The organism is Agrobacterium sp. 33MFTa1.1, from assembly GCF_004328495.1.
Classification (GTDB): domain Bacteria; phylum Pseudomonadota; class Alphaproteobacteria; order Rhizobiales; family Rhizobiaceae; genus Agrobacterium; species Agrobacterium pusense.
Window position 1 is genome coordinate 1,800,497 of sequence record NZ_CP036359.1, and the last position, 22,742, is coordinate 1,823,238.

18 protein-coding genes and 3 pseudogenes are annotated in these 22,742 nt (G+C 54.6%); 13 read left to right on the plus strand and 8 right to left on the minus strand.

Annotated features, from left to right (window positions below; all coding sequences use genetic code 11):
* Positions 1-20 precede the first annotated feature (20 nt).
* Together tnpC and EYD00_RS22010 are read left to right on the plus strand one after the other, a co-directional pair.
* The gene (gene tnpC, locus EYD00_RS22005; RefSeq protein WP_034495577.1) at positions 21-1,679 is read left to right on the plus strand and encodes an IS66 family transposase; all 1,659 of its coding nucleotides are present in this window, start codon (positions 21-23) and stop codon (positions 1,677-1,679) included.
* Positions 1,676-2,290 (plus strand): plasmid pRiA4b ORF-3 family protein, encoded by a 615-nt coding sequence (locus EYD00_RS22010; protein ID WP_034495633.1) that lies wholly within the window; start codon positions 1,676-1,678, stop codon positions 2,288-2,290. The genes tnpC and EYD00_RS22010 overlap by 4 nt, the downstream gene beginning before the upstream one ends.
* Positions 2,291-2,331: 41 nt before the next feature.
* On the opposite strand, the pseudogene EYD00_RS22015 reads toward EYD00_RS22010, so the two are convergent.
* Positions 2,332-3,321 (minus strand): annotated as a pseudogene (locus EYD00_RS22015) (IS3 family transposase); the annotation flags it as partial.
* Positions 3,322-3,514: 193 nt separating this feature from the next.
* On the opposite strand from EYD00_RS22015, the gene EYD00_RS22020 reads away from it, so the two are divergent.
* On the plus strand, positions 3,515-4,816 hold the full coding sequence (locus EYD00_RS22020; RefSeq protein WP_034495574.1) for a UDP-glucose dehydrogenase family protein: 1,302 nt from the start codon (positions 3,515-3,517) through the stop codon (positions 4,814-4,816).
* A gap of 216 nt (positions 4,817-5,032) precedes the next feature.
* Positions 5,033-5,778: pseudogene (locus EYD00_RS22025) on the plus strand (transposase); the annotation flags it as partial.
* On the opposite strand, the gene EYD00_RS22030 reads toward EYD00_RS22025, so the two are convergent.
* On the minus strand, positions 5,692-6,189 hold the full coding sequence (locus EYD00_RS22030; protein WP_131258915.1) for a P-loop nucleotide/nucleoside kinase family protein: 498 nt from the start codon (positions 6,187-6,189) through the stop codon (positions 5,692-5,694). The pseudogene EYD00_RS22025 and the gene EYD00_RS22030 sit on opposite strands and share 87 nt — an antisense overlap.
* Before the next feature lie 181 nt (positions 6,190-6,370).
* Positions 6,371-6,610, minus strand: coding sequence for a helix-turn-helix domain-containing protein (locus EYD00_RS22035; protein ID WP_034495621.1), 240 nt, complete (start codon positions 6,608-6,610; stop codon positions 6,371-6,373).
* A 145-nt stretch (positions 6,611-6,755) separates the two neighbouring features.
* On the opposite strand from EYD00_RS22035, the gene EYD00_RS22040 reads away from it, so the two are divergent.
* Positions 6,756-7,523 carry a hypothetical protein gene (locus EYD00_RS22040; RefSeq protein ID WP_131258917.1) on the plus strand — a complete coding sequence of 256 codons (768 nt, stop codon included), beginning with the start codon at positions 6,756-6,758 and terminating at the stop codon, positions 7,521-7,523.
* 102 nt (positions 7,524-7,625) lie between these two features.
* Here the strand turns inward: EYD00_RS22040 and EYD00_RS26225 are convergent, their stop codons facing one another.
* On the minus strand, positions 7,626-7,754 hold the full coding sequence (locus tag EYD00_RS26225; protein ID WP_286084895.1) for a hypothetical protein: 129 nt from the start codon (positions 7,752-7,754) through the stop codon (positions 7,626-7,628).
* Positions 7,755-7,940: 186 nt separating this feature from the next.
* Between EYD00_RS26225 and EYD00_RS22045 the strand changes: the two genes are divergently transcribed.
* From EYD00_RS22045 to EYD00_RS22055, 3 genes and pseudogenes are all read left to right on the plus strand, one after another.
* Entirely contained in the window at positions 7,941-8,174 is a 234-nt protein-coding gene (locus EYD00_RS22045) for an AbrB/MazE/SpoVT family DNA-binding domain-containing protein (protein ID WP_131258930.1), read from the plus strand.
* Positions 8,171-8,464: pseudogene (locus tag EYD00_RS26115) on the plus strand (type II toxin-antitoxin system VapC family toxin); the annotation flags it as partial. The gene EYD00_RS22045 and the pseudogene EYD00_RS26115, both read left to right, overlap by 4 nt.
* Positions 8,465-8,533: 69 nt before the next feature.
* A complete protein-coding gene (locus EYD00_RS22055) occupies positions 8,534-9,484 on the plus strand; it encodes a bile acid:sodium symporter family protein (protein WP_034495611.1) in 951 nt (316 codons plus the stop codon).
* Positions 9,485-9,533: 49 nt separating this feature from the next.
* Here the strand turns inward: EYD00_RS22055 and EYD00_RS22060 are convergent, their stop codons facing one another.
* Positions 9,534-10,589 carry an aldo/keto reductase gene (locus EYD00_RS22060; RefSeq protein ID WP_034495607.1) on the minus strand — a complete coding sequence of 352 codons (1,056 nt, stop codon included), beginning with the start codon at positions 10,587-10,589 and terminating at the stop codon, positions 9,534-9,536.
* A gap of 184 nt (positions 10,590-10,773) precedes the next feature.
* On the opposite strand from EYD00_RS22060, the gene EYD00_RS22065 reads away from it, so the two are divergent.
* The gene (locus EYD00_RS22065; protein ID WP_034495604.1) at positions 10,774-11,679 is read left to right on the plus strand and encodes a LysR family transcriptional regulator; all 906 of its coding nucleotides are present in this window, start codon (positions 10,774-10,776) and stop codon (positions 11,677-11,679) included.
* Positions 11,680-11,759: 80 nt separating this feature from the next.
* On the opposite strand, the gene EYD00_RS22070 is transcribed toward EYD00_RS22065, so the two are convergent.
* The 3 genes from EYD00_RS22070 to EYD00_RS22080 form a co-directional block, all read right to left on the minus strand.
* Complete coding sequence (locus EYD00_RS22070; protein ID WP_034495642.1) at positions 11,760-12,545, minus strand: 2-keto-4-pentenoate hydratase; 786 nt, start codon at positions 12,543-12,545, stop codon at positions 11,760-11,762.
* A 328-nt stretch (positions 12,546-12,873) separates the two neighbouring features.
* Positions 12,874-14,637 carry an ABC transporter ATP-binding protein gene (locus EYD00_RS22075; RefSeq protein WP_034495639.1) on the minus strand — a complete coding sequence of 588 codons (1,764 nt, stop codon included), beginning with the start codon at positions 14,635-14,637 and terminating at the stop codon, positions 12,874-12,876.
* Positions 14,638-15,010: 373 nt separating this feature from the next.
* The gene (locus EYD00_RS22080) at positions 15,011-16,318 is read right to left on the minus strand and encodes a polysaccharide pyruvyl transferase family protein (protein ID WP_051674124.1); all 1,308 of its coding nucleotides are present in this window, start codon (positions 16,316-16,318) and stop codon (positions 15,011-15,013) included.
* Positions 16,319-16,826: 508 nt separating this feature from the next.
* On the opposite strand from EYD00_RS22080, the gene EYD00_RS22085 reads away from it, so the two are divergent.
* From EYD00_RS22085 to EYD00_RS22100, 4 genes are all read left to right on the plus strand, one after another.
* Positions 16,827-18,104 (plus strand): glycosyltransferase family 4 protein, encoded by a 1,278-nt coding sequence (locus EYD00_RS22085; protein WP_034495601.1) that lies wholly within the window; start codon positions 16,827-16,829, stop codon positions 18,102-18,104.
* Between the two features lie 356 nt (positions 18,105-18,460).
* The gene (gene rfaE1 / locus EYD00_RS22090; protein ID WP_051674122.1) at positions 18,461-19,921 is read left to right on the plus strand and encodes a D-glycero-beta-D-manno-heptose-7-phosphate kinase; all 1,461 of its coding nucleotides are present in this window, start codon (positions 18,461-18,463) and stop codon (positions 19,919-19,921) included.
* Positions 19,921-20,907 (plus strand): ADP-glyceromanno-heptose 6-epimerase, encoded by a 987-nt coding sequence (gene rfaD / locus EYD00_RS22095; RefSeq protein WP_034495596.1) that lies wholly within the window; start codon positions 19,921-19,923, stop codon positions 20,905-20,907. The genes rfaE1 and rfaD overlap by 1 nt, the downstream gene beginning before the upstream one ends.
* A gap of 143 nt (positions 20,908-21,050) precedes the next feature.
* Entirely contained in the window at positions 21,051-22,730 is a 1,680-nt protein-coding gene (locus EYD00_RS22100) for an HAD-IIIA family hydrolase (protein WP_034495593.1), read from the plus strand.
* The last annotated feature ends 12 nt before the right edge of the window (positions 22,731-22,742 follow it).

Below are 22,742 nucleotides of genomic sequence, written 5' to 3' on the forward strand. Positions count from 1 at the left end.
GAATATGATTCCATCCTGCCATGAGCAATACGACTGAAGAGCTTCCGGACGACCTTGCCAGTGCCCTTGCACTGCTGGCCCAGGAACGCGCCCGGCGTGTTGCAGCCGAGGCAGAAGCAGCGACCGCTAAGGCGGAAGCCGCCAGCGCAAAGGCACTCGTATCGCATTCCGAAGCGCTGATCGCACGGCTGAAGCTGGAGATCGACAAGGTTCGTCGCGAACTCTACGGCAGCCGGTCCGAGCGCAAGGCGCGGCTCCTGGAGCAGATGGAACTGCAGCTCGAGGAGTTGGAAGCAGACGCGGGTGAAGATGAATTGGTCGCGGAAATCGCTGCCAAAGCTTCAACCGTCAAAGCCTTCGAGCGCAGGCGTCCGTCGCGTAAGCCCTTTCCTGAACACCTGCCGCGCGTGCGCGTCGTTATCGCGGCTCCCGCCAATTGCGCCTGCTGCGGATCGGCCAAGTTGTCGAAGCTTGGCGAGGACATCACCGAGACCCTGGAGGTCATCCCGCGTCAGTGGAAGGTTATCCAGACGGTGCGGGAGAAGTTTACCTGCCGCGCGTGTGAGAAGATCACGCAGCCACCGGCACCCTTCCATGTGACGCCCCGCGGTTTTGCAGGACCGAACCTGCTAGCGATCATCCTGTTTGAGAAGTTTGCCCAGCACCAGCCGCTCAACCGCCAGAGCGAGCGCTATGCCCGCGAAGGTGTCGACCTCAGCTTATCGACGCTGGCCGACCAGGTCGGAGCATGCGCCGCGGCGTTGAAGCCCATTCACTCCCTTATTGAAGCGCATGTCCTTACCGCCGAGCGACTGCACGGCGACGACACGACCGTGCCAATCCTGGCGAAGGGGAAGACCGATACGGGCCGCATCTGGACCTATGTCCGGGACGATCGGCCGCTTGGAGGGCTCTCACCACCGGCCGCCCTTTATTATGCCTCGCGAGATCGACGGCAGGAGCATCCGGAGCGCCACCTGAAGACCTTCACCGGCATTCTGCAGGCCGACGCTTATGGCGGCTACAATCCACTGTTCAAGGTCGATCGCGATCCCGAACCGCTGCGCCAAGCACTCTGTTGGGCACACTCGCGGCGCAAGTTCTTCGTGCTCGCCGACATTGCCGCAAACGCCAAGCGTGGAAGGAACGCCGTGCCGATCTCGCCCATGGCGCTGGAAGCCGTCAAACGGATCGACGGCCTGTTCGATATCGAGCGGGAGATCAACGGGCTTGACGCCGATCAACGCCTGGCACGTCGCCGCAAGGAAAGCCTGCCGCTCGTCGATGATCTGCAGGCCTGGCTTCAAACCGAGCGGGCAAAGCTGTCACGCAGCTCTCCGGTCGCAGAGGCAATCGACTACATGCTCAAGCGCTGGGATGGCTTCACGTCATTCCTCGCCGACGGCCGGATTTGCCTGACGAACAACGCCGCCGAGCGAGCGCTTAGAGGCTTTGCTCTCGGCAGAAAATCGTGGCTCTTCGCCGGATCAGACCGCGGTGCGGATCGTGCCGCCTTCATGGCCACATTGATCATGACGGCAAAGCTCAGCGACATCGATCCGCAGGCGTGGCTGGCCGACGTTCTTGCCCGCATCGCAGACACGCCGATGACCAGACTGGAGCAACTGCTTCCGTGGAATTGGACACCGACCCAGAAACCCATGGCATTGGCATCATGATCTCGAATGAACGCATCGCACGGCTTCACATCAAGCTCGATCATATCAAGCCAGTCATCTGGCGCAGGGTCGAGGTCCCGATCACCACAAGCCTGAAGGGGCTTCACGACGTCATCCAGGCCGTCATGCTCTTCGAAGATTATCATCTCTTCGAGTTCAATGCGGGTGGCAGGCGATATGCGGTTCCCGATCCCGAATGGGACCTTGGCCGCGAGACCTATGCCGCACGCAATGTTCGGATCGGCGCTCTTGTCGAGCGTGGCATCGAGACCTTGGACTACACCTATGACTTTGGTGACGACTGGCGACATTCAATCACTGTCGAGGCTGTCACGGACGCCGATCCGGCAGTCGAATATCCGCGCTTCGTCGAAGGTGACCGGCGCGCCCCTCCGGAAGATGTCGGCGGCTTGTCCGGCTTCGAGGAATTCCTCGATGCAATGACGAAGCCTCGCCACAAACAATACCGTCAAGTCGTGGACTGGTATGGCGGACGCTTTGAGCCGGAAGATATCAGCGTTGCTACGATCAATGAAAGGTTGGCAAAACTCGCACGCCGCCGAACGCTCGGAAAAGCCGGTTTCGCCAAAAGCCAGAACAAGCATCACTGACCGCAAACCGATCCAGCCGCGGCCTTCGCCGGATGCTTACTCTTTGCCCGCGCGTCGTCAAGGCTCATGAACCAGTGAGCGTTCAGGCACTCGGCGCGGAACTTGCCATTAAAACTCTCGATGTAGCTGTTGTCGGTCGGTTTGCCTGGCCGCGAGAAGTCAAGCACGACACCTTTGTGATAGGCCCAGAGGTCAAGGTCTCGGGAGATGAATTCGCTGCCATTATCCACACGTATGGTCGCCGGATATCCGATCTGTCGGCAGACCCGCTCCAATGTCTGAACGACATCCTCGCCTTTGTAGCTAAAGCGAGCATCCACCACTGGAGAGAAGCGAGAGAAGGTATCAACAACCGTCGGAACCCTGATCTTGCGACCAGTGGCCAGTTGGTCATGAACGAAATCCATCGCCCAGACATGGTTGGAATGGCTAGGCTCCGTGCGGTCAGCCCGCAGCTTCGCCTTGACCCGGCGCTTGGGAACCTTGTTGCGGAGCTGGAGGTCCATCTCCTTGTAAAGACGATAGATTCGCTTCGGGTTCACAGACCAGCCTTCACGCTTGATAAGGATATGCACACGCCTGTAGCCGTAGCGTATCCGCGTCTGGCAGATGTCCTTGATCTTCAGCTTTAACTCGGCCTGCTCGCCACGCCTGGACTTGTAGACATAGAGCGACCGGTCGACTTTCAACACCGAGCATGCACGCCGGATCGAAACCTTCCAGTCCGCCTTGATCGTGTCGACAAGCTTGCGCTTGCGGGCAGGCCTCAAAGCTTTTTTGAAAGCACATCCTGCAGCATGGCCTTGTCCAGCGACAGGTCGGCAACAATCCGCTTCAGCTTGGCATTCTCCTCCTCAAGCTGTCGTAGCCGCTTCATCTCCGAGGGCATCAAGCCCGCGTATTTTGCGCCAATCGTAAAACGTCGCGTCCGAAATTCCCGCCTTGCGGCAGACCTCGCCGATGGGCGTTCCATCCTCTGCCTGCTTCAAAACAAACGCGATCTGCGCTTCCGAAAACTTCGAGGCCTTCATCGAATTCTCCTCTTCTTCCCACAAGGAATCATAAGTGGAAAATTCCAGTTCTAAATGGCCTAATTTATTGGGGGCACGTCAAGCAAACGAAATGACTTCGTATCTTGTCCCGCTTTTGCATTTCGGTATAGGTCAAGTCCGACATGTAGCACCGACTAGCGAGATGTTTGCTCGGCCATGAAGAGGATTGATTATGCGTATTGTAATGGTTGGATCAGGTTACGTAGGCTTGGTTTCAGGCGCATGTTTAGCGGATTTTGGCCATAATGTGATTTGCGTCGATAAAGACGAAGAAAAAATCCGAGCTCTAAAAAGAGGCGCCATACCAATCTTTGAACCCGGCTTGGACGTGTTGGTAGACACTTGCGTGAAAGCTGGTCGACTGTTCTTCACGACAGATCTAGCGGCAGTCGTTGCCGAAGCCGATGTAGTATTCATCGCTGTCGGGACACCATCACGCCGTGGTGACGGTCATGCGGATCTTGGTTACGTTTATGAAGCTTCTCGAGAGATCGGCGCCGCCATAACGGGGTTCACCGTCATTGTCACCAAGTCTACGGTGCCCGTGGGTACTGGCGACGAAGTTGAGCGTATCATTCGGGAAACTAATCCGAACGCCGATTTCGCAGTTGTGTCTAATCCTGAGTTTCTGCGTGAGGGCGCTGCAATCGACGACTTTAAGAGGCCTGACCGCATTGTTGTGGGGCTCTCGGATGAACGTGCACGTCCTGTCATGACTGAGGTTTATCGTCCGCTTTATCTTAATCAACTACCTTTGCTCTTCACCTCGCGACGCACCTCGGAGCTGATAAAATACGCCGGGAACGGCTTCCTTGCGATGAAGATCAGTTTTATCAATGAGATAGCTGACCTTTGTGAGCGCGTAGGTGCCGACGTCCGAGACGTTTCTCGCGGCATCGGGCTTGATGGGCGTATCGGCGCGAAATTCTTGCACGCTGGTCCCGGCTATGGTGGCTCTTGCTTTCCGAAGGATACCTTGGCTCTCGCCAAGACGGCGCAGGATTATGACGCCCCGCTCCGATTGATCGAGACGACGATTGCCGTTAATGACAATCGCAAGCGTGCCATGGGCCGTAAGGTTATTGCGGCCGCTGGTGGTGATGTTCGCGGTAAAAAGATAGCCGTGCTGGGTCTCACCTTCAAGCCGAACACCGATGACATGCGTGAAAGCCCGGCGATTGCGGTTATACAGACCCTACAGGATGCAGGCGCGATCATTTTTGCTTATGATCCAGAGGGCATGGAAAACGCTAGGCAGATTATGGATATCGAGTTGTCTAGCGGCCCCTATGAAGCCGCGCAAGATGCGGATATTGTGGTCCTTATTACCGAGTGGAACCAGTTTCGCGCCCTCGATCTTACTCGCTTGAGGGCAGTGATGAAGTGTCCGATTTTCGTTGACCTCCGGAATGTTTATCGTGCGCGAGAAGTCGAAGCTTATGGATTCACTTATACTGGAATCGGCTTAGCGTAACCTGGACACTATTTGACTTGACAGCCTGAACAGAGGGGTGTGATTGTCTAGAGCGTTTCCGGGCCTGAATAAATCTTTGAGGCTTTGCAAATCAGCCGCTGCCTGATTCCCATGTCCGTTTTCGATGATTGCGACATAGATTTTTGTCTCGCCTGACCTGCCACGGGTAAATTCCTCCAGATCGGATTAGAGTCCGACCTGATTAAGGACGGACGTATGAAGAAGCAGAGATTACGGAAGAGCAGATTATTGCGGTGCTGAAGGAGCATGAGGCTGGCGCGAAGGTGGCTGAGCTCTGCCGCAAGCACGGTATTTCGGAAGCGAGCTTTTATAACTGGAAAGCCAAATACGGCGGTATGGAGGTCTCCGAGGCGAAGCGTCTGAAGTTGCTCGAGGAGGAGAGTGCTAAGCAGCGCTCCGCGAGCGTCTGGCAAAAAATGGTTGGGCATGCCGGCAAGCGCGAAGCCTTCGCGCATCTGAAGATGGGTCTTTCGGAACAGCGGGCCTGCCAGGTCATTTCCGCCGGCCGCAAGATGATCCGTTATCGGTCCAGTCGCCCGCCGGAGGTTGAACTGCGGACGAGGCTGCGCGAGCTCGCCAACGAGCGACGGCGTTTCGGCTATCGCCGGCTGTTCGTCCTGCTCAAGTGGGACGGAGAGCCGCCAGGCGTCAATCGCATCTACCGGCTCTACCGCGAGGAAGGGCTGTCGGTCCGCAACCGGAAAGCCAGACTGCGTGCCGTCGGCACCCGTGCGCCGATCGTGGTGGAAGCGAAGGCCAATGCCCGCTGGTCGCAGGATTTCGTCCACGACCAGTTCGCCTGCGGAAGGAGGTTTCGCGTGCTCAACATCGTCGATGACGTGACGCGCGAATGCCTAGCGGCAATCCCCGACACAACGATCTCCGAGCGTCGGGGCGCCCGCGAAGCCGCCGAGATCGGCGAACTGCGAGTGAAGATCGGCGACGACATCAGGATCGCTGAGGCTGTCACCACCGCGGGCTAGACAGCGTTCTACCGCCTCTGCCGCTGTCGTGCGCAGGACGATGTAATGCAGCGGCCGGGCAAGTGCCGTAAAGGCCGGAAGCCAGTCCGGTCGCACGACGCCATCGAGGATCACGAAGTAGCCCGCCTTCGCGTAGCGACCGGCAACGTCGGCGGCAATCTGCATGATCATCTGGTTCTGCTGATGGGATTGCGGCAGCCAGGGATCGATGCGGCCATGCTTGATATATCCCCATAGGTCATCGCTGTGGAAATGCACCTTTGGCACACCAGGCAAGTGCGCGAGCGCGTCGGCGATTGCGGATTTGCCAGAGCCGGGATGGCCGGAGAGAAGGAGTATGTGGCCCGATAGGTTGTTATGAATGGTCATGGCACAATCGTTCATGCTGCCGGATCGATCGTCAACCGCCTGCTGCCGATCTCGCTGTTCGCGTGATAAAGAGCTCGAAAGTCTGATATTGCGCAATTTTGGGAAAGGATCAGGTGCGATTTCGATCTTTAGCGACGATGCTCGCTCGGTACCGTAACTCGCTGTTATAGGTGTAGGCGATTTACGACAACGGAATGTAATCGTCTTTGTTGACGAGAACACCAAACGTGACGTCGTTGTCGACGAACTTCACGCCGGCTTGTTCTAAAACAAAGCGTATATTCTCGATCGTTGATTCCTTGAGGTCCTCACCTTTTTCTAGGCGGACTAGGGTGTTTGTCGATATTCCGGCATGTTCCGCAAGTTCGACAATTCCCCATCCTAAAGCGGCACGCGCCATCCTCACTTGAACAGAAAACATGAAAAATCGCCATAATTTAGCGAAAAATATTGCTTCGCTATCAATTCCAGTTACTATCAGATGTCTGCGTTAAGCAGGCGGCCGAGTGAGGCGTCCTACCGCCTAACTCGACCTGACCACAATCTAGCTAGCAGGAGCTTGGATCATGGCTGATTCTGAGAATAGCAGAACTTTACCTAAAATTTCGTGCGCAAATGCATTCCCCAACGAGACGTTTGTCGACAACCTGCCAAGCGTGATCAACCGGCGCAATCTTTTGCCGCTGGCGGCACGGATCCTGCCGATGCTGCTCAACGATCTTCCCTCGCGTACCATTGCCGGACCGGTGCATGCCAAGGAGCTGTGGCCGGACTGGTACGACATGTATCGGCAGCGCCTTGCCGCCGAACGCGAATGCCAGGAACTCGAGGCGCGACTGCTGGAAGAGACCGGTGGTCGTCCTTTCGTCGTGATTACCGTCGACGATGGCGGGACGTCGGTCGGTACCGTATCCTCTTTCGAGGAGATCAGGGAACTGGCGCCGCGGATTGGCGCCGATGCGGCAGAGAGCGCACGTCTGGAGTTGCTGAGGCTGAGACGGAGATGGAATGCGGCCGACCGTCGTATCGGCTACAGCGCAAGCCTTGCGAAGGCGCAGGATCTTGCCCGGTTCGAGGGCATTGCCGGGCGCGTCCTGATTTCGCTGCAGCCCTATTACATCCACGATATCGCCGCCAAGCTTCATTGCATGCTGGTGATGTACGATCCGGAGCTTCGCAAGGAAGAGACCCCCTGGCCGGAACTGCGCCGCATGCTGCGTGAACTGATCCAGCCTTACTGGTCTGTGATTGAGCCGCAGTCGCGTATCCGCCTGCTGCGGCCGAAGACGCGCGAAACACCGTTTCAGGAGGAAAGGGGCAGGATCGCCGTGTAAGCGGCGTGAAGGGCTCGGTAGGGCGCGGCAACGGTCTTTGGTGAACAGGATCGTTGCCGTGCCTTCGGCGCCCTGCGACGGCGAGACAGAAGCACGTCCTGCCTATGCGGCAAGGCCCGTTACCAGATAAGCCGACAGCAGAAGCAGGGTGATTATTGTGAAGAATATCAGTCCTGTCACCAGTTCATCGAACCGGCCGTCGCTTTCATTGCGGTCCCAGTCGTAAGCCAAAGCCGACCTCCATCGTTGCTGCGAGAGAAGGGTGGCCCGGTATGGTTAATCCAATCCTAACGGCGGTAGACTGAATGTTGTCGGGTATGATTTGGTGGCTGGGCCTTGGTGACTGATTTCATCGCGAGACTGATTGAAACAGAGGCACAGAAAAACCGTCTTACGCCGGTATTACGGGAGTTTGAGGTGGCAACAACGGTAACGGCCAAAGGGCGGGTCACGATTCCAAAAGGCGTACGCGAGCTTTTAGGGATTTCCCCAGGAAGCTCGGTCGATTTTGTTCGGGCCCCCAATGGAAGGATAGTTCTCGTCAGGGCAGACAAGAAACAGCCACTCACGCGTTTCGCCAAGCTGCGCGGACATGCTGGTGAAGGTCTGGGTACCGACGCCATCATGGCGCTGACCCGTGGTGACGAGTGACGCTTGTCGATACAAATGTCCTGCTTGATCTTGTGACGGACGACCCGGTTTGGGCCGACTGGTCGATTGAGCAGCTCGAACTGGCGAGCGTTTCGGGTCCGCTGTTCATCAATGACGTTGTCTACGCGGAACTATCTGTTCGGTATGAGCGGATAGAAGAACTTGATGTTTTTATTGATCAGGCGGGGCTGAAGTTTAGCCCTTTCCCTCGCGCGGCGTTATTTCTGGCGGGAAAGGCCTTTACCAGATATCGCCGCGGTCGCGGAGTTTCGGGAGCGGGTACGACGCCGCCCGGTTTGACCTTGACACGAGCTCCTTGGAGGATAGACGGGCTGTGCTGTTATTTATGGGAGTTAGACATGAAAACGCTGGCAGCCGTTTCGGCTTTCGTGGGCAAGACTTTTGCCGTCTGGGTCATCCTGTTTGCCGTCCTCGGTTTTTTCTTTCCGGATACGTTTAAGCAGATCGCGCCGTGGATCGTCACGCTACTGTCAATCATCATGTTCGGCATGGGTCTCACAATTTCGGTCGATGACTTCAGGGAGGTCGTGAAAAGGCCGTTCGATGTGACGATCGGCGTGCTCGGTCAGTTTCTCATCATGCCGCTTCTGGCGGTGCTGCTCACCCGCATCATTCCCATGCCGCCGGAAGTCGCGGCGGGCGTCATTCTGGTCGGTTGCTGCCCGGGCGGCACGTCTTCCAATGTCATGACTTATCTCTCTAAGGGCGATGTCGCGCTGTCGGTCGCCTGCACCTCGGTCACCACGCTTGCCGCGCCGCTGGTGACGCCATTCCTCGTCTGGCTGTTCGCAAGCCAGTTCCTGCCCGTCGACGGTTGGGCGATGTTCCTCAGCATCGTCAAGGTCGTTCTGGTTCCGCTGGCTCTGGGTGCCGCCCTGCAAAAGCTGCTGCCCGGCCTTGTCAAAACCGCCGTACCGGCGTTGCCGCTCGTCAGCGTCATTGGCATCGTCCTCATCGTCGCGGCGGTGGTGGGAGGATCGAAGGCGTCCATCGCGCAGTCCGGCCTGATGATTTTTGCCGTCGTGGTTCTGCACAATGGCCTTGGCTATCTGCTCGGTTACCTCGCGGCAAAGGCAACGGGCCTGTCGCTTGCCAAGCGCAAGGCCATTGCGATAGAGGTCGGCATGCAGAATTCGGGCCTTGGCGCGGCACTTGCAACGGCCTATTTTTCGCCTCTCGCCGCGGTTCCAAGCGCCATTTTCAGCGTCTGGCACAATATTTCCGGCGCAATCCTGGCGAACTGGTTTTCGGGCCGGGTGGACGCAGGCTCCGCCAACAAAACCGCCTGAAGCTCCGCATTTGTCAGGCCGCCTGTAGTTCACGCGGCCTGAACTTGGCTTAGAACGGCATAGTCTGGCGTGTTACGGCCGGTGGATTAAGCCGGGCAAAGCCCTCTTGGCGCTGATACGGGAAATGTGGATAGGGAGCAGTCGTCTCGCTGGCCTCGTCTAGCGTCGCTACCTGTGCGGACGTCAGTTCCCATCCCAAGGCATCAAGGTTCTGGCGAAGCTGTTCCTCATTGCGCGCGCCGATGATGACAGTCGAAACAGTCGGGCGTCTGAGTAGCCAGTTGAGGGCGACCTGAGGGACGGTCCGGCCTGTCTCCGTCGCAACGGCGTCGATTGCATCGATCACGCGGTAGAGCTCTTCATCATTGACCGGCGGGCCGAAACCGGCGGTTTCGTGCAGGCGGCTGCCTTCAGGCAGCGGCGTGCCGCGGCGGATTTTTCCGGTAAGCCGCCCCCAGCCAAGCGGGCTCCAGACCATGGCGCCAAGGCCCTGATCCGCCCCGAGCGGCATCAGATCCCACTCGTAGTCGCGGCCAACAAGCGAGTAATAGACCTGGTTGACGACATAACGCGGCCAGCCATATCGATCGGCGACCGCGAGCGACTTCATGATCTGCCAGCCGGAAAAATTCGAGACGCCGGTATATCGCACCTTGCCCGACCGGACGAGCGTATCGAGCGTCGACAGCACTTCCTCAACCGGCGTGAAGGCATCGTAGGCATGGAGCTGGAGTATGTCGATATAGTCGGTCTTTAGGCGGCGCAGGGCGTCATCCACCGCGCGCAGCAGCCGGAAGCGCGACGACCCGGCCTCGTTCGGCCCGTCACCCATCGGCAGGCTGGTCTTCGTAGAGATCAGAACTCTGTCGCGCCTTCCCTTGACGGCTTCGCCGAGCACTTCCTCCGATGCTCCATTGGAATAGACATCGGCGGTATCGAACAGGTTGACGCCTGCCTCCATGCAAACATCGATCAGGCTTCGGGCTTCTGCGGCATCTGAGTTGCCCCAGTTGCTGAAGAGCGGGCCGGAGCCGCCGAAGGTTCCGGTGCCGAAACTCAAGACCGGCACTTTCAGACCGGATTTGCCAAGCTGGCGATATTCCATGAAACTTTCCTTTGTTGTTTCGAAATGGTCGTGGGCGGCGCGTCGCGGCGTGGCCTTCTGCCCGTCCGTTCGTGATCTGACTGATGAAGACTGCGGTGTGTTACAATCGCTGTCGTAAGATAGACGCCTGCTCTTCAATGAAATAGAATGCCGAAACTATTATCACTTGTGAGATGAAGTCATCATGGCGCGATTGGAGATCAACCGGGCAGGGGAGATGGAGATATTCGTACGGGTCATAGAGCTTGGTGGTTTTTCCCGCGCGGCGGCTGCGGCTAGCATGACGCCTTCCGCCGTGAGCAAGCTGATCGCACGGCTGGAAAGCCGCCTTGGTGCGCGCCTCCTCAACCGTTCCACCCGTCAGCTTCAGATCACCCCCGAGGGCTGCGCCTTTTATGAGCGGGCCACCCGTATCCTCGCCGATCTTGAAGAGGCCGAACGCGCTGCCGGGGAAGGTGAACGGCCTCTCGGCCGCGTGCGGATCAACACCAGCGCATCCTATGCAGCGCATATTCTTGCACCCATCCTGCCACGGTTTCTGGCGCTCCATCCAGGCATCACGCTTGATATCGTCCAGACGGATCTGGTGGTTGACCTGCTTGCGGAACGCACGGATGTGGCCGTGCGCGCGGGACCACTGAAAAGCTCAACGCTTGTTGCCCGCAAGCTCGGTGAGACGAGAATGATCATCGCGGCCTCCAGGGATTATCTGGAGCGTCATGGCATTCCACAGACAATAGCCGATCTCGAAGATCACAACCGCCTTGGATTCGGCTACGCCCGATCAATCGACGGCTGGCCGTTGCGAGACGCCGGAAAGACCGTCGTTATTCCGGCGACGGGACGCGTGCAGGTGAGCGATGGCGAAGGCCTTCGCCGTCTTGCCCTTGCCGGTGTCGGTCTGGTTCGCCTTGCGGCTTTTACCGTGCGGGAGGATATCGCCGCCGGCCGTCTGATCCCGGTCCTCGATCATCTCGATACGGGTGAGACCGAGATGTTTCATGCCGTTTATGTCGGCCAACGGGGACCGCTTCCGGCACGTATTCGGGCCCTTCTCGATTTTCTCGGCGAGTATGGGCGGGTGAAGTGACGTTCCGCGCGCCACAAAAGGCGTGAGTGGGATTAAGGCCTCAGGCTGCCGGAAAACGGTAGCAGCCTGAGGAGCGAAGGCTATCGTTTCGGACCTGAGAGTGTGAAAGCACCAGCCGATTCCAGCCTTACGCGCGTGTGGCCAGCAAGTGCGCTTGGTATCGCACCGCAAAGGCTACCCGTCGTCACGACATTGCCAGCCTTCAGCATGTCGCCGGTGTTGAATGCCGAATTGGCGAAGGCGACAAGCGGCGCAAGCGGATCACCATTCGGATGCTTGACCTTGGCATCGAACAGCGACACCGTTCCCTCTGTAACGGTGAGCTGCAGCAGGTTCTCGCCGTTCCCGGTAAAGACCTCCACGATGCCTTCGTCCAGTTCCGGACCGATGACGAAGCCGTGGTTGGCGAGGCGATCCGCCAGAAAGAGCGGAAACGGCACTTGGTTTTTCTCTACCAGCCTGTAGCGGAGAAGTTCGGCGCCAAGATGGACCATGTCGATAAATCCCGTCAGATCGGCCCTTGTCATCCGCCCAGCGGTTGAAGCAGGGATGTCGGCGGAAAGCGTGAAGCAAATCTCGACTTCGACACCTTCGGTGCCATCTTCAGGAAAAGAAGCGAGATTGGCGTCGTTGACCCTAACATAATCGAAAATCGGTGCCCCAACGGCTTCGCCATCCGGCCGGATAGCCAATTTCCAGCCGACGACCGGCGTTGCCCAGTTTGCAGCAAAAGCCCGCTGAATCTCCATGGCCTCTGAAAAGGTGGCGGGAACAAGGCTCTCCGCCTCAAGCTCTGCCAGAGGAATTCTCGCGCCCTCTCGGCTTGCCTCTGCAAAATTCTCCGCCAGTTTTCCGATTGCCGTCACTCCGCTCATGTCTCCTGATGATCTCATGCACGAAATGCTGCCACGATTTGGCGCGGTCTGCCAAGGCCATCAAGGCTGAGTACAGTTCCGACTTTGCGGAGGACGATTCTTCAGCATCGCTGCGGAATCGTCACGACTTTTTCAACGACATGAGGCAGCCGGCCTATCATCGTTTCGTAGGGCTAAGGGGGCAGAACAACGATGGATCGCGCCGCTTTAACGCGGGAAGCACGCTAACCACAAATCGCGCCGTAGCAAATGCGTCCCGATCATTTTTTTTTAAGAGAAGTAAAGTCGAGCGGTATTGCCGCTCGATTTCCTTCCTCGATTACGCGACGTCCGCTTCGAACTGGATGCTGTGGAGGCGCTTGTAGAGACCGTCATTGGCCAGCAATTCACGCCGGCTGCCCTGTTCGACTACTTCACCGTTGTCCATCACGACAATCTTGTCGGCGCGATTGATAGTAGAAAGACGGTGAGCGATGACGATAGAGGTTTTGTTAAACGTCAAACGCTCCAAGGCGTCGCGGACAAGAGCCTCCGACTCTGAATCCAGGGCGCTCGTCGCTTCATCGAGAATCAGAATATCCGCGTCCCGCAGCATTGCACGAGCAATAGCCACACGCTGTCTCTGGCCACCGGACAGGCCGGAGCCGTTCTCTCCGAGCTTGGTGTCGTACCCATCCCGCATCTTGATGATGAAATCATGCGCATTTGCGGCCTTGGCGGCAGCGATGATCTCTTCCTCCGTCGCATTGTCACGACCGACCGAGATGTTGTGCCTGATGGTTCCAGAGAACAGGAAGGTTTCCTGGCCCACGTAAGAAACATGTTCGCGCAGGCTGGAAAAGGATACGTCGCGCAGATCCATACCATTGATTTCAACGGAGCCGTTCTGCGGGTCGTAGAGGCGCATCATGAGGTTGATGATGGTAGATTTGCCGCTGCCAGAAGGGCCTACCAGCGCAGTCATTTTACCTCCTTCGAAGAGGACGCTGACATCCCTGAGAACCGGCTGACCTGAAACGTACTCGAAGCTGACATTCTTGAGCTCGACATCGCCACTTGCCTTGGGGAGCGGCATGGCATCCTTTTTTTCTGCGAGTGTCAGCGGCGCGTCCAGCACTTCGAACATCATGCGCACTCCGATCATCCCGCCCTCGATCTGCACGCGCATGCGAGCCAGACGTTTTGCCGGTTCGTAAGCGAGAAGTAGTGCGGTGATGAATGCCATTAGATCACCTGGCGAGCCGCCTTTCTCAAGGACTGTGTATCCAGAGACGGCGATAACCACCGCGATCGCAAGGCCTGACAAAGTTTCCATGATGGGACTTGTCGCTGCTTCAAGCTTCGCAATGCCGTTGGCGCGCTGCTCGACATCTGAGACCGCCTTATTCATGCGTTGGCGCATAAGCTTCTCCAAGGAGAACGCCTTGATGACGCGCACGCCGATGCTCGTTTCCTGAACCACGTTGACGATTTCACCGAGGGAAGCAAGTTCTGCTTCCATGATCTTGCGCACGCGGCGCAGAACCAGGCGCACGCTAAAAATGGCGAGTGGTCCAATAATCATCGAAATAGCGCTCAACAGAAAATTTTGAGCGAACATTACAATGATTAACCCGAGAAGCGAAAAGAGGTCGCGTACGAACGACGTTACAATTGTGTCTATGACGCTACGAGCTGATTGAGCATTATAGGTAACACGGACCAGCAATTCAGAAGACGGCAAATTCTGAAAAAAGGAGACCCCTTGTTTCAAAAGTCGGTCGTAAATTCTGCGCTGCTGCTCGGCCACAATGCTGTTGCCAGCTTTGCTCAGGTAGTAGCTCTGCACAAAGGTCGCGAGTCCCTTGACTATAAATATAACCGCGACGGCAAATGCAATTTCGAGAACAACGTCGAAACCCTGCTTCAAATAAACACTGTTGACGATATCGCGCATAATCCATGCACTAAGAGATGTCATGCCGGCAACTATCAGCATAGCCACGATTGCCGCGGAGTACCAACCAACGTGTTTTTTGAAATTTTCTTTAAAAAGTCGCGTCAGCAACTTCTTGTCGTTTGGCGACAAAAACGATCCGATCACAGAAACATCCTTATTTGACGTCGACGCTCGCGCAGATTTTCCATCGCACATTCAGGCGCTTGTTGTTTGTGAGGAATGGCTCTCCAGTTTTCAATAAATGCCATGAGACGCCCGATAGTTTTTTTGTCACGCTCTTCGAGTGGAATGCGCAGAAAAGCTCAGCGGAATTAGGAAACCTACATGGCTTCATCCAGACCACGCCAATAAGCCTAGGGGCCTAACGTGTCAACATTGCGCTTTGGTATCCTCGAAACACGCACTACCGGCCCGCCAAGGGTAGCGTCGTGAATAGAAGCTTTCGGGCTGTGCCTGAATTAAGTGGGTGTTCCTTGTACACCGATTGATGTTATGAGGAGCTACTTTTCTGTAACGATTACTGACGGCTCATTAAGTGGTTTATTTTGTTTTCAATATTAATGAGGCGCGTACGTATTTCCGGCGCCAGAGCCCCCATTCGATCGCCATCTTTCTCCGTTGCGGCGCCCAGCTTAATTGCCTCCAATGCAGAAGCGAGAGGCCGAAGCTCCTCCATAGTGAACGTGTGGCCGCTACTAATATCCCAAGACGACTGGTAGCTGACCGCCCTATCATTCAAGGCGTCGCGAACCAAAGTCTTGTATCGATCCATTGTCAGTCTTTTATGCTTCTTTAGAATCGCACTGCGAGATGCGATATTGGCGATCATATCCGCGATTTTGGCCAAAGCTTCAGACTCTGGCGTTCCGACTGACAATACCTCTGCTAGGAAGCCCTTCGTCGTGGATCCGCGAGAGTCATGCGAGATCGCTATTCCTGGTACACCCAGAGATGCAGCGACACCGACGCCGTGCACACGCGGGCCAACCACGAGATCGAACTGAGAATATATGTGGTAATAATCTTTCGACTCGAACGAATATTCGATTTCCAGATCAGGAAAATCGCGCCTAGCCAGCGGAATTTCGTCGATATAGTGACATACAATCGAAAACTGATATTGACCTGCGTAGTCTGATAACAAGCGCCGGTACAGTGAGTTCGTGTAATTAAAGGCGTCGGAAGAGAATCCGTTCCAGATAACTGAATCGTCCGCCGTGGCATGGTAAATCAACGCAATTTTCTTTACATTCTGGATGTTGAGCTCTTGGTTGACCTTGGCGCTGAGCAAGGCCGGACAAGGGATTTCCTCGGCGGAAAAACCTTGTTTCAACACGGCCTTGAAGGTATTGTGGTCTCTCACCGTCAGTAGCTTTGATTTCGAGATTACCTCACGATAGCTTTCGTGGTAAATATCGCAGTTGCCGCCGACACCGATTATCATAACTGGCAAGTTGTAGCGTAATATCAAGGAATAGAGATCGGTCATTCTCGCGCTACACCATTCCGGCGTGCCTGACATAATGACCCAGTCGACAAACTCACAGTTCGTGTCCGGTTTCACAGAGTTGTCAAAAAATCCGAGTTTGAGGTTTGCTTCCAAGTCAACAAAGTCCACCTGAGAGTTGAAATCGCTGGGCAGCTTCGATGTTCTAAAGAGCTGGCGGTCCTGATGCGAGGGGCGGATGTCTGGATTTCTATTGTAAATGACAGGACAGTGGTCAACCTCTAATTCTTTCAGCACATTTCTGACGCCTTGCAAGATGAATTCATCGCCAGGGTTCCACTGCCGGGTTGTCGAAAAAATGATGTTTAGCTTTTTCATTGGAATAAACTCCCTCATCAAATCCAATGGAGCAAAACGGCAAGATCGCCGTTTTAAGCGTCAAGCAAACGTTGCGCGCCGGCGTCGGATCGGTTCAACGGGCTGCGTCGGTGCTACCGCAAAGCGCTGCTTCAGTACGGATTTCCCAATTATCTCTCACATTCAGCGTTCTTCGATTTTCAAGCCAGGGAGGGCAACTACGAGAAATAACCCATAACTTTTGTCGCGGAGCAGTTGCGTCGCTGGCTCCTTTACTGATTGACTATATTCTGGGACTTAGCCTGCTGAGGGCGATAATCAATTGGAACGTGCCACTTCGACAGTTTGGTAGCTGCGCGATTGACAAGCCTACCGGCCGAAATCTATATCGGCCAAATGTCGCGTGGGCTATCGCCTGGCACGTTTTGGCATTGGCGAGGTTGCACTATTCCATTCGCTGATTCAGGACAATTTTGTTCGCAGCCCCGATGACGGTCGTCGGGCCACTTCAAGGCAGGCAGGTCAGTGAATGCCCGATGTTTTTTTTGATCTATCCGAACTATATTTGAATTCCGGCGTGAAGTTCAAATATTATGGTATCGCTCGCACGGTGATGGAAGTGGCATATGAGCTGACGAAGCTTGACGCATCAGTTCGATACGTCATTTATTCGCCATTGCACCGACGGTTTTTCGAAGTTTTTCCTCGCGCGGGTGATGCGTCGCCGACTGGCGTACTTGATCCTAATATTCCAACTTCGGCTACGCCGCTGCGTCTTCGCCAGAATATCTATGATGCAAACGCCGTAAAAAAGACGTTTTACAAGCTGCTGCATAAGATCGTTCAATATCGTAATCGTAAGCGCTGGGCCACGGTTCCTGCGGGGGCCGCCAAAGATGTCGATCTACATGAGCAAATTCTGGTTGCGCTAGGGCGTCCGAAGATTATGTCTGACTATCTGATGGCTCTCGCAGAAAGCGGCACTAAGCCTATTTTTATTCCACTGCTTCACGACATGATACCTCTGCATGATTTCAGTCACCGAAACCAGTTTTCATTCCCTAGAAACTTTATCCACGACAATCAGGTAGCGATCAGTGCGGCATCGATGATCTTGACTAACTCCGAGTTCACGGCCGCTGAAGTGAAGCATTTCTCCAAGGTTGGGACGCTGCCCCCCGTACCGAATGTTATCGCTGTTCCTCTCTGCCATGAATTGCGGCCTACCAATGAGCCCGTCGAGAAACGTGGTCCGGAAAAGCCGTATCTCCTATGCGTCGGCATATACAACGGACGGAAGAATCTGGAGTGCGTCGTCGAGGCTATGCTCTTGCTGCATCGGCGAGGCGTTTCTGTTCCTGAGCTCGTGTTGGCAGGTGCGCGCCGGAAGAGGGTGGAGAAATTTCTAAAGAAAGAGAAATTTGCCCCTTTGTTCACGAAATTTCACTTTGTCCTCAACCCGAATCAGGCGGAGTTGCGGTCGCTTTACGAAAAAGCCTATGCTCTTCTTCTGCCCAGCCGGATGGAAGGTTGGGGGCTTCCCGTCAGTGAGGCATTATGGTGCGGAACTCCTGCCTTAGCCGCAGATGTCCCTGCTTTAAGAGAAGCGGGGGGCGATTGGGCTCGCTACTTCGACCCCGAGAGTCCGGAGGAGCTGGCGACCCAACTAGAGAATCTGATTGAAAATCCAGCGGAATATGCAGCATTGAAAAAAAATATCGAACTATCCAAACCACAAATGCGCACGTGGAAGGACGTTGCAGCTGACCTGCTTGAGGCAACAAAAAAAAGCATGCTAATTAAGTAGAAATTGGACTAATTTAATCGTCTTCTTCCGTATTATTTTTGGTTGGAGTCGTTTCGGGATGTTGCATCTGGTTTTCGGGTCGGCTATCGCTCATTTCCGGAGAGTATATTTGGGATTTATTCTCGGGATATTGAGTGGGCAGAGATGTATTCGCTGGAGATAAGTTGGCGAAATATTCTCGAAACCTGAATGTGGGGTCGGATGTTGGGCGCAATGTTGGTGAATAGGAGATAGATCGATTCGCCTGAATCGTTGTGTGGGGTGTGGGGCTCTGTCGATTTAGAGCGATTTTTTGGCATTGTCGTTTATGTGTTCTCTGGATCATATGAATGAATGGACAGGAAGAGTAACTGGTGATGTTGGACTATTTGAGGTTTTCTGAGGTTAAAGTTCTCTGCATCGGTGACGTCATGCTGGATTGCTTTATTTCTGGTGATGTGGGTCGCATTTCGCCAGAAGGTCCAGTCCCCGTCATGTGTGCGCGGTCAGAAGAGTATTTCGCAGGCGGCGCCGCGAATGTTGCTCGCAATATATCATCTCTCGGCGCAAGTTGTACCCTGCTGGGGGCGATTGGCAGAGACAGCAACGGAAGCAAGCTGCTTGAGCTCTTGAATGCCGTTCATGATGTGTCAGCGGAGTTTGTCACGCTGGATAAACGTCCGACAACCATCAAGACACGCTTTTTAGGCCATGGCCAGCAAATGTTGCGCGTCGATTTTGAAGACGCCTCTCCAATTTCGTCAGAAGAAGAAGATCGAGTTATCTCAACCGCAACATCACTGATCAGCTCGCACAGCGTTGTCATTCTCTCAGACTATGCCAAAGGGCTCTTAAGCGAGAGGGTTGTCAAAGCTGTTATTGCGGCCTGCCGGTCTGAGGGAAAGCCAATTATTATCGACCCCAAGACTTCCGATTTCTCTCGGTATGCTGGGGCCGCGATTGTAACGCCCAATCAAAAGGAAACGCAGGCTGTGACGGGTCTGTGGCCAGATACCGACCAGGAAGCGGAATTGGCCGGCGAACTGATTCTGTCTCGCTTTGACGTCGAGGCGGTCCTCATTACGCGTGCTGAGAAAGGAATGACGCTTATTGAGCGGGATCATCAGCCTTTCCACATCCGCGCAGACGCGAAAGAGGTTTTCGATGTTGTCGGCGCGGGGGATACGGTGATTGCAGCACTCGCAGTCGGCCTTGGTTCACATATTTCGCGCGCTGAAGCGGCGCGCGTCGCGAATGCTGCCGCTGGTATTGTAGTGGGGAAAAAAGGAACGGCGACCGTCTCTGTTGCGGAGCTTCGAGATGCATTGTCTCATGATACCTCATCCGGTGAGATAAGTCCGTCGGATAAACTTGTTGCCTGGAACGATATTCAGGCGCTAACAGAAGATTGGCGAAGCGATAATCTGAAAGTGGGCTTCACCAATGGCTGCTTCGATATCCTGCATGTTGGACATATCAGGCTTTTGCAATATGCACGGGATAATTGCGACCGGCTGGTCGTAGGTGTGAATTCAGATAGCTCGGTAAAGCGCCTCAAGGGACCGGCGCGGCCGATAAATACCGAATTTGATAGGGCGGAATTGTTGGGCGCCCTTGCTTTTGTCGACGCAGTGGTGGTGTTTGAAGAAGACACGCCGCTTGAACTCATCCAAATGATACGTCCTGACGTGTTGGTGAAAGGTGCGGACTACACGGTTGATAAAATTGTCGGTGCCGACGTCGTCATGGCGGCTGGCGGCAAGGTTGTGACGTTCGAGATAGTACCGGGGAAAAGCACGACGGCGACAATAGCGCGAAGCCAGGAAAGGGCAGTTTGATGTATATTGTAACTGGGGCGGCTGGATTTATTGGGTCAAACATTGTCGCTGATTTGGAAGCGGCGGGTCTGGGACCAATCGCCGTGGTTGACTGGTTCGGGCGCGGTGACAAGTGGCGCAACCTAGCGAAGAGGAACATCGCGGCTTATGTTTCTCCTGAGGGATTGCCGGAGTATCTTCGCGGCCTAAAGATGGAAGTTAAGGCTGTGATCCACATGGGCGCGATCTCGGCCACCACTGAAGCTGACGTAGACAGACTGATCGATCTAAACATTAACTATTCAGTTATGTTGTGGGATTGGTGCGCTGAGCATGGTGTCCCATTCATTTACGCATCTTCCGCTGCGACCTACGGCGGAATCGAGGATGGATTTGATGATAATGAGTCATCCGCCGCTCGAGCGGGCCTGGCACCGCTAAATGCGTATGGCTGGAGCAAAAAAACGACAGATGATATTTTTGTCGAACGTGTCGCCCGAGGTGAGAATGCTCCCCCCCAATGGGTTGGTCTGAAATTCTTTAATGTGTATGGCCCCAACGAGTACCACAAGGATGACATGCGCAGCGTAGCCTGCAAGCTCTTTGACGTTGTGCAGACTACGAATGAGGTCTCCCTATTCAAATCCTATCGACCCGACATCGCCCATGGCGAACAACGTCGCGACTTTGTCTATGTTAAAGACTGCACGTCTTTCATTCTTTGGCTTTTGCACAATAGAAACCGGAGTGGAATATTCAACTGCGGATCCGGCAAGGCGAGGTCGTTCGCAGATATCGTCCACGTCATGGGGGATATTTTAGGCAAGAAACTGAATATAAACTTCATTGAAATGCCCGAGGCCATTCGTGGAAAATATCAGTATTTCACGGAGGCAAATATGTCGAAAGTGGCATCGATAGGCTATAACGGCCCGCAGTCGTCGCTGGAAGAAGGGCTAAATGACTACATTAATAGTTATCTACGGCATGATGACAGGTATCGGTAAACTCAATACGTAGTGTGCGAGGAACCTTTAAGTCGAAGTGGATATTTATCTTTGGTGGAAGCCCGTTCGACCTCAAAAATTTCGGTGGCACGATTATCCATCTTCCAATTAATTTAGCCGGACAGTAAGTAGGGAAACCGTCAATGGTGCAGCCGGGTTTTGATTCCGCCCAGAGTGAGTATCTGGACCTTAAGAAATGGCTTTTCGAAGCGGCACTTCCTTTATGGTCTTCCGTCGGGCGAGACGATGTTAATGGCGGCTTTTTTGAGAAAATCGACAAAAACGGAGTTGCTGTGGAAGCTGCTCGCAGGACGAGAGTCGTCTGCCGCCAAATCTACAGTTTTTCTGCTGCGAAGAACATGGGCTGGTCAGGCGACGCTGAAGGGCTGGTTCAGCACGGGTGGAGTTTTCTTCGACGCCACTGTTTTAATGCAAACGGAACGCTGATTGCGACTGTGGACGCGGCTACCGGTTCAAAGAATACTTCGTTTGATCTTTATGACCATGCTTTTGCATTATTTGGCTTGAGTTATGTAGCTGAGACTCTCAGAAGCGCAGAGAATGCCGCAGATGACGCTCTTGATTGTCTCGAGGCGATGATCTCCGGGTGGAAACATCCGATCGCGGGTTTCGAAGAGGCGATTCCCCCCATCGTGCCACTTCGGTCAAATCCGCATATGCATCTTTTTGAGGCTTTTCTTACCTGGTTGGAAAATCCGCTCGTTAAGAATCCCGATCGCTGGCTCTCTTGTCTCAATGAGATCGGAGACTTGTGTCTGTCTGCATTTATATCCAATGAAAATGGATCGCTTAGTGAGTATTTTAATCACGACTGGTCAGTGATGCGTGACAACTCTCTGGCGCCTGTCGAGCCCGGGCACCAATTCGAGTGGGCTTGGCTGCTCACAAGGTGGGGTAAAATGGCTGGGCGGAAGGACGCCCTGATCGCGGCTCGCAGACTGGTGGCGATTGGCGAGAAAGGTGTCGACGAATCGCTTTCATTGGCTCGAAATGGCCTTGATTTCAGCTTAAATTCGTTAGATGGAGCTTTTCGTTTATGGCCGCAAACGGAGCGGATCAAGGCTTGGCTTATGATGGCCGAAACGGCGATCACGCCCGAAGACAGAGAGAATGCTTATGCGAAGGTAGCGGACGCAGCCTCTGGTCTGAAACGTTTTTTCAGCGACGTTCTGCCTGGCCTCTGGATTGACCGTTTTGACGAAAACGGAAATGTTGTAGATGAACACGCACCAGCGTCTTCTCTATATCATATAGTCTGCGCCATTGAGGAAATGCATAGACTGCTGGAGCCTCATACGCAGAGCGTGCCCGGGCTTTTTCTGGACCGTGACGGCGTTATCATCGAAGATACCGGATATCCGAGTAAAGTGGAGGGTGTCCGGCTGATTCCCGGAGCCGCGGAATTTATAAGCTCTTTTAGAGAGCGAGGATACCGCGTATTTGTCGTAACAAATCAGTCTGGCATAGGACGCGGTTATTACGATGATCTCGACTATATCATTTTGAAGGCGCATATTGGGAAGTTGCTCCGGAAGGAGGGAGCTTATATCGATGACGAGCGCCTTTGTCCTTTTCACGAAAGCGCCACCGTCGAAAAGTATCGGGGAAATCACTATTGGAGAAAGCCGTCTCCAGGGATGATTGAGGATATTGTCGTCCGTTGGAACATAGACCGAAAGCGAAGCGTGCTTATTGGCGACAAACCATCTGATATTGAGGCGGCAAACGCAGCTAAAATAGACGGTCGTCTTTTTAGCGGCAACAACTTGATGCATTTCGCCGAAGAAGAAAACATTTTATGATGGGAAATGTTT

What these genes read in the sequence shown, in the direction of transcription:
- tnpC (WP_034495577.1), top strand. Translation starts at nt 21, where the DNA reads ATGAGCAATACGACTGAAGAGCTTCCGGACGACCTTGCCAGTGCCCTT.
- EYD00_RS22010 (WP_034495633.1), top strand. Translation starts at nt 1,676, where the DNA reads ATGATCTCGAATGAACGCATCGCACGGCTTCACATCAAGCTCGATCAT.
- EYD00_RS22020 (WP_034495574.1), top strand. Translation starts at nt 3,515, where the DNA reads ATGCGTATTGTAATGGTTGGATCAGGTTACGTAGGCTTGGTTTCAGGC.
- EYD00_RS22030 (WP_131258915.1), bottom strand. Translation starts at nt 6,189, where the DNA reads ATGACCATTCATAACAACCTATCGGGCCACATACTCCTTCTCTCCGGC.
- EYD00_RS22035 (WP_034495621.1), bottom strand. Translation starts at nt 6,610, where the DNA reads ATGTTTTCTGTTCAAGTGAGGATGGCGCGTGCCGCTTTAGGATGGGGA.
- EYD00_RS22040 (WP_131258917.1), top strand. Translation starts at nt 6,756, where the DNA reads ATGGCTGATTCTGAGAATAGCAGAACTTTACCTAAAATTTCGTGCGCA.
- EYD00_RS22055 (WP_034495611.1), top strand. Translation starts at nt 8,534, where the DNA reads ATGAAAACGCTGGCAGCCGTTTCGGCTTTCGTGGGCAAGACTTTTGCC.
- EYD00_RS22060 (WP_034495607.1), bottom strand. Translation starts at nt 10,589, where the DNA reads ATGGAATATCGCCAGCTTGGCAAATCCGGTCTGAAAGTGCCGGTCTTG.
- EYD00_RS22065 (WP_034495604.1), top strand. Translation starts at nt 10,774, where the DNA reads ATGGCGCGATTGGAGATCAACCGGGCAGGGGAGATGGAGATATTCGTA.
- EYD00_RS22080 (WP_051674124.1), bottom strand. Translation starts at nt 16,318, where the DNA reads ATGAAAAAGCTAAACATCATTTTTTCGACAACCCGGCAGTGGAACCCT.
- EYD00_RS22085 (WP_034495601.1), top strand. Translation starts at nt 16,827, where the DNA reads ATGCCCGATGTTTTTTTTGATCTATCCGAACTATATTTGAATTCCGGC.
- rfaE1 (WP_051674122.1), top strand. Translation starts at nt 18,461, where the DNA reads ATGTTGGACTATTTGAGGTTTTCTGAGGTTAAAGTTCTCTGCATCGGT.
- rfaD (WP_034495596.1), top strand. Translation starts at nt 19,921, where the DNA reads ATGTATATTGTAACTGGGGCGGCTGGATTTATTGGGTCAAACATTGTC.
- EYD00_RS22100 (WP_034495593.1), top strand. Translation starts at nt 21,051, where the DNA reads ATGGTGCAGCCGGGTTTTGATTCCGCCCAGAGTGAGTATCTGGACCTT.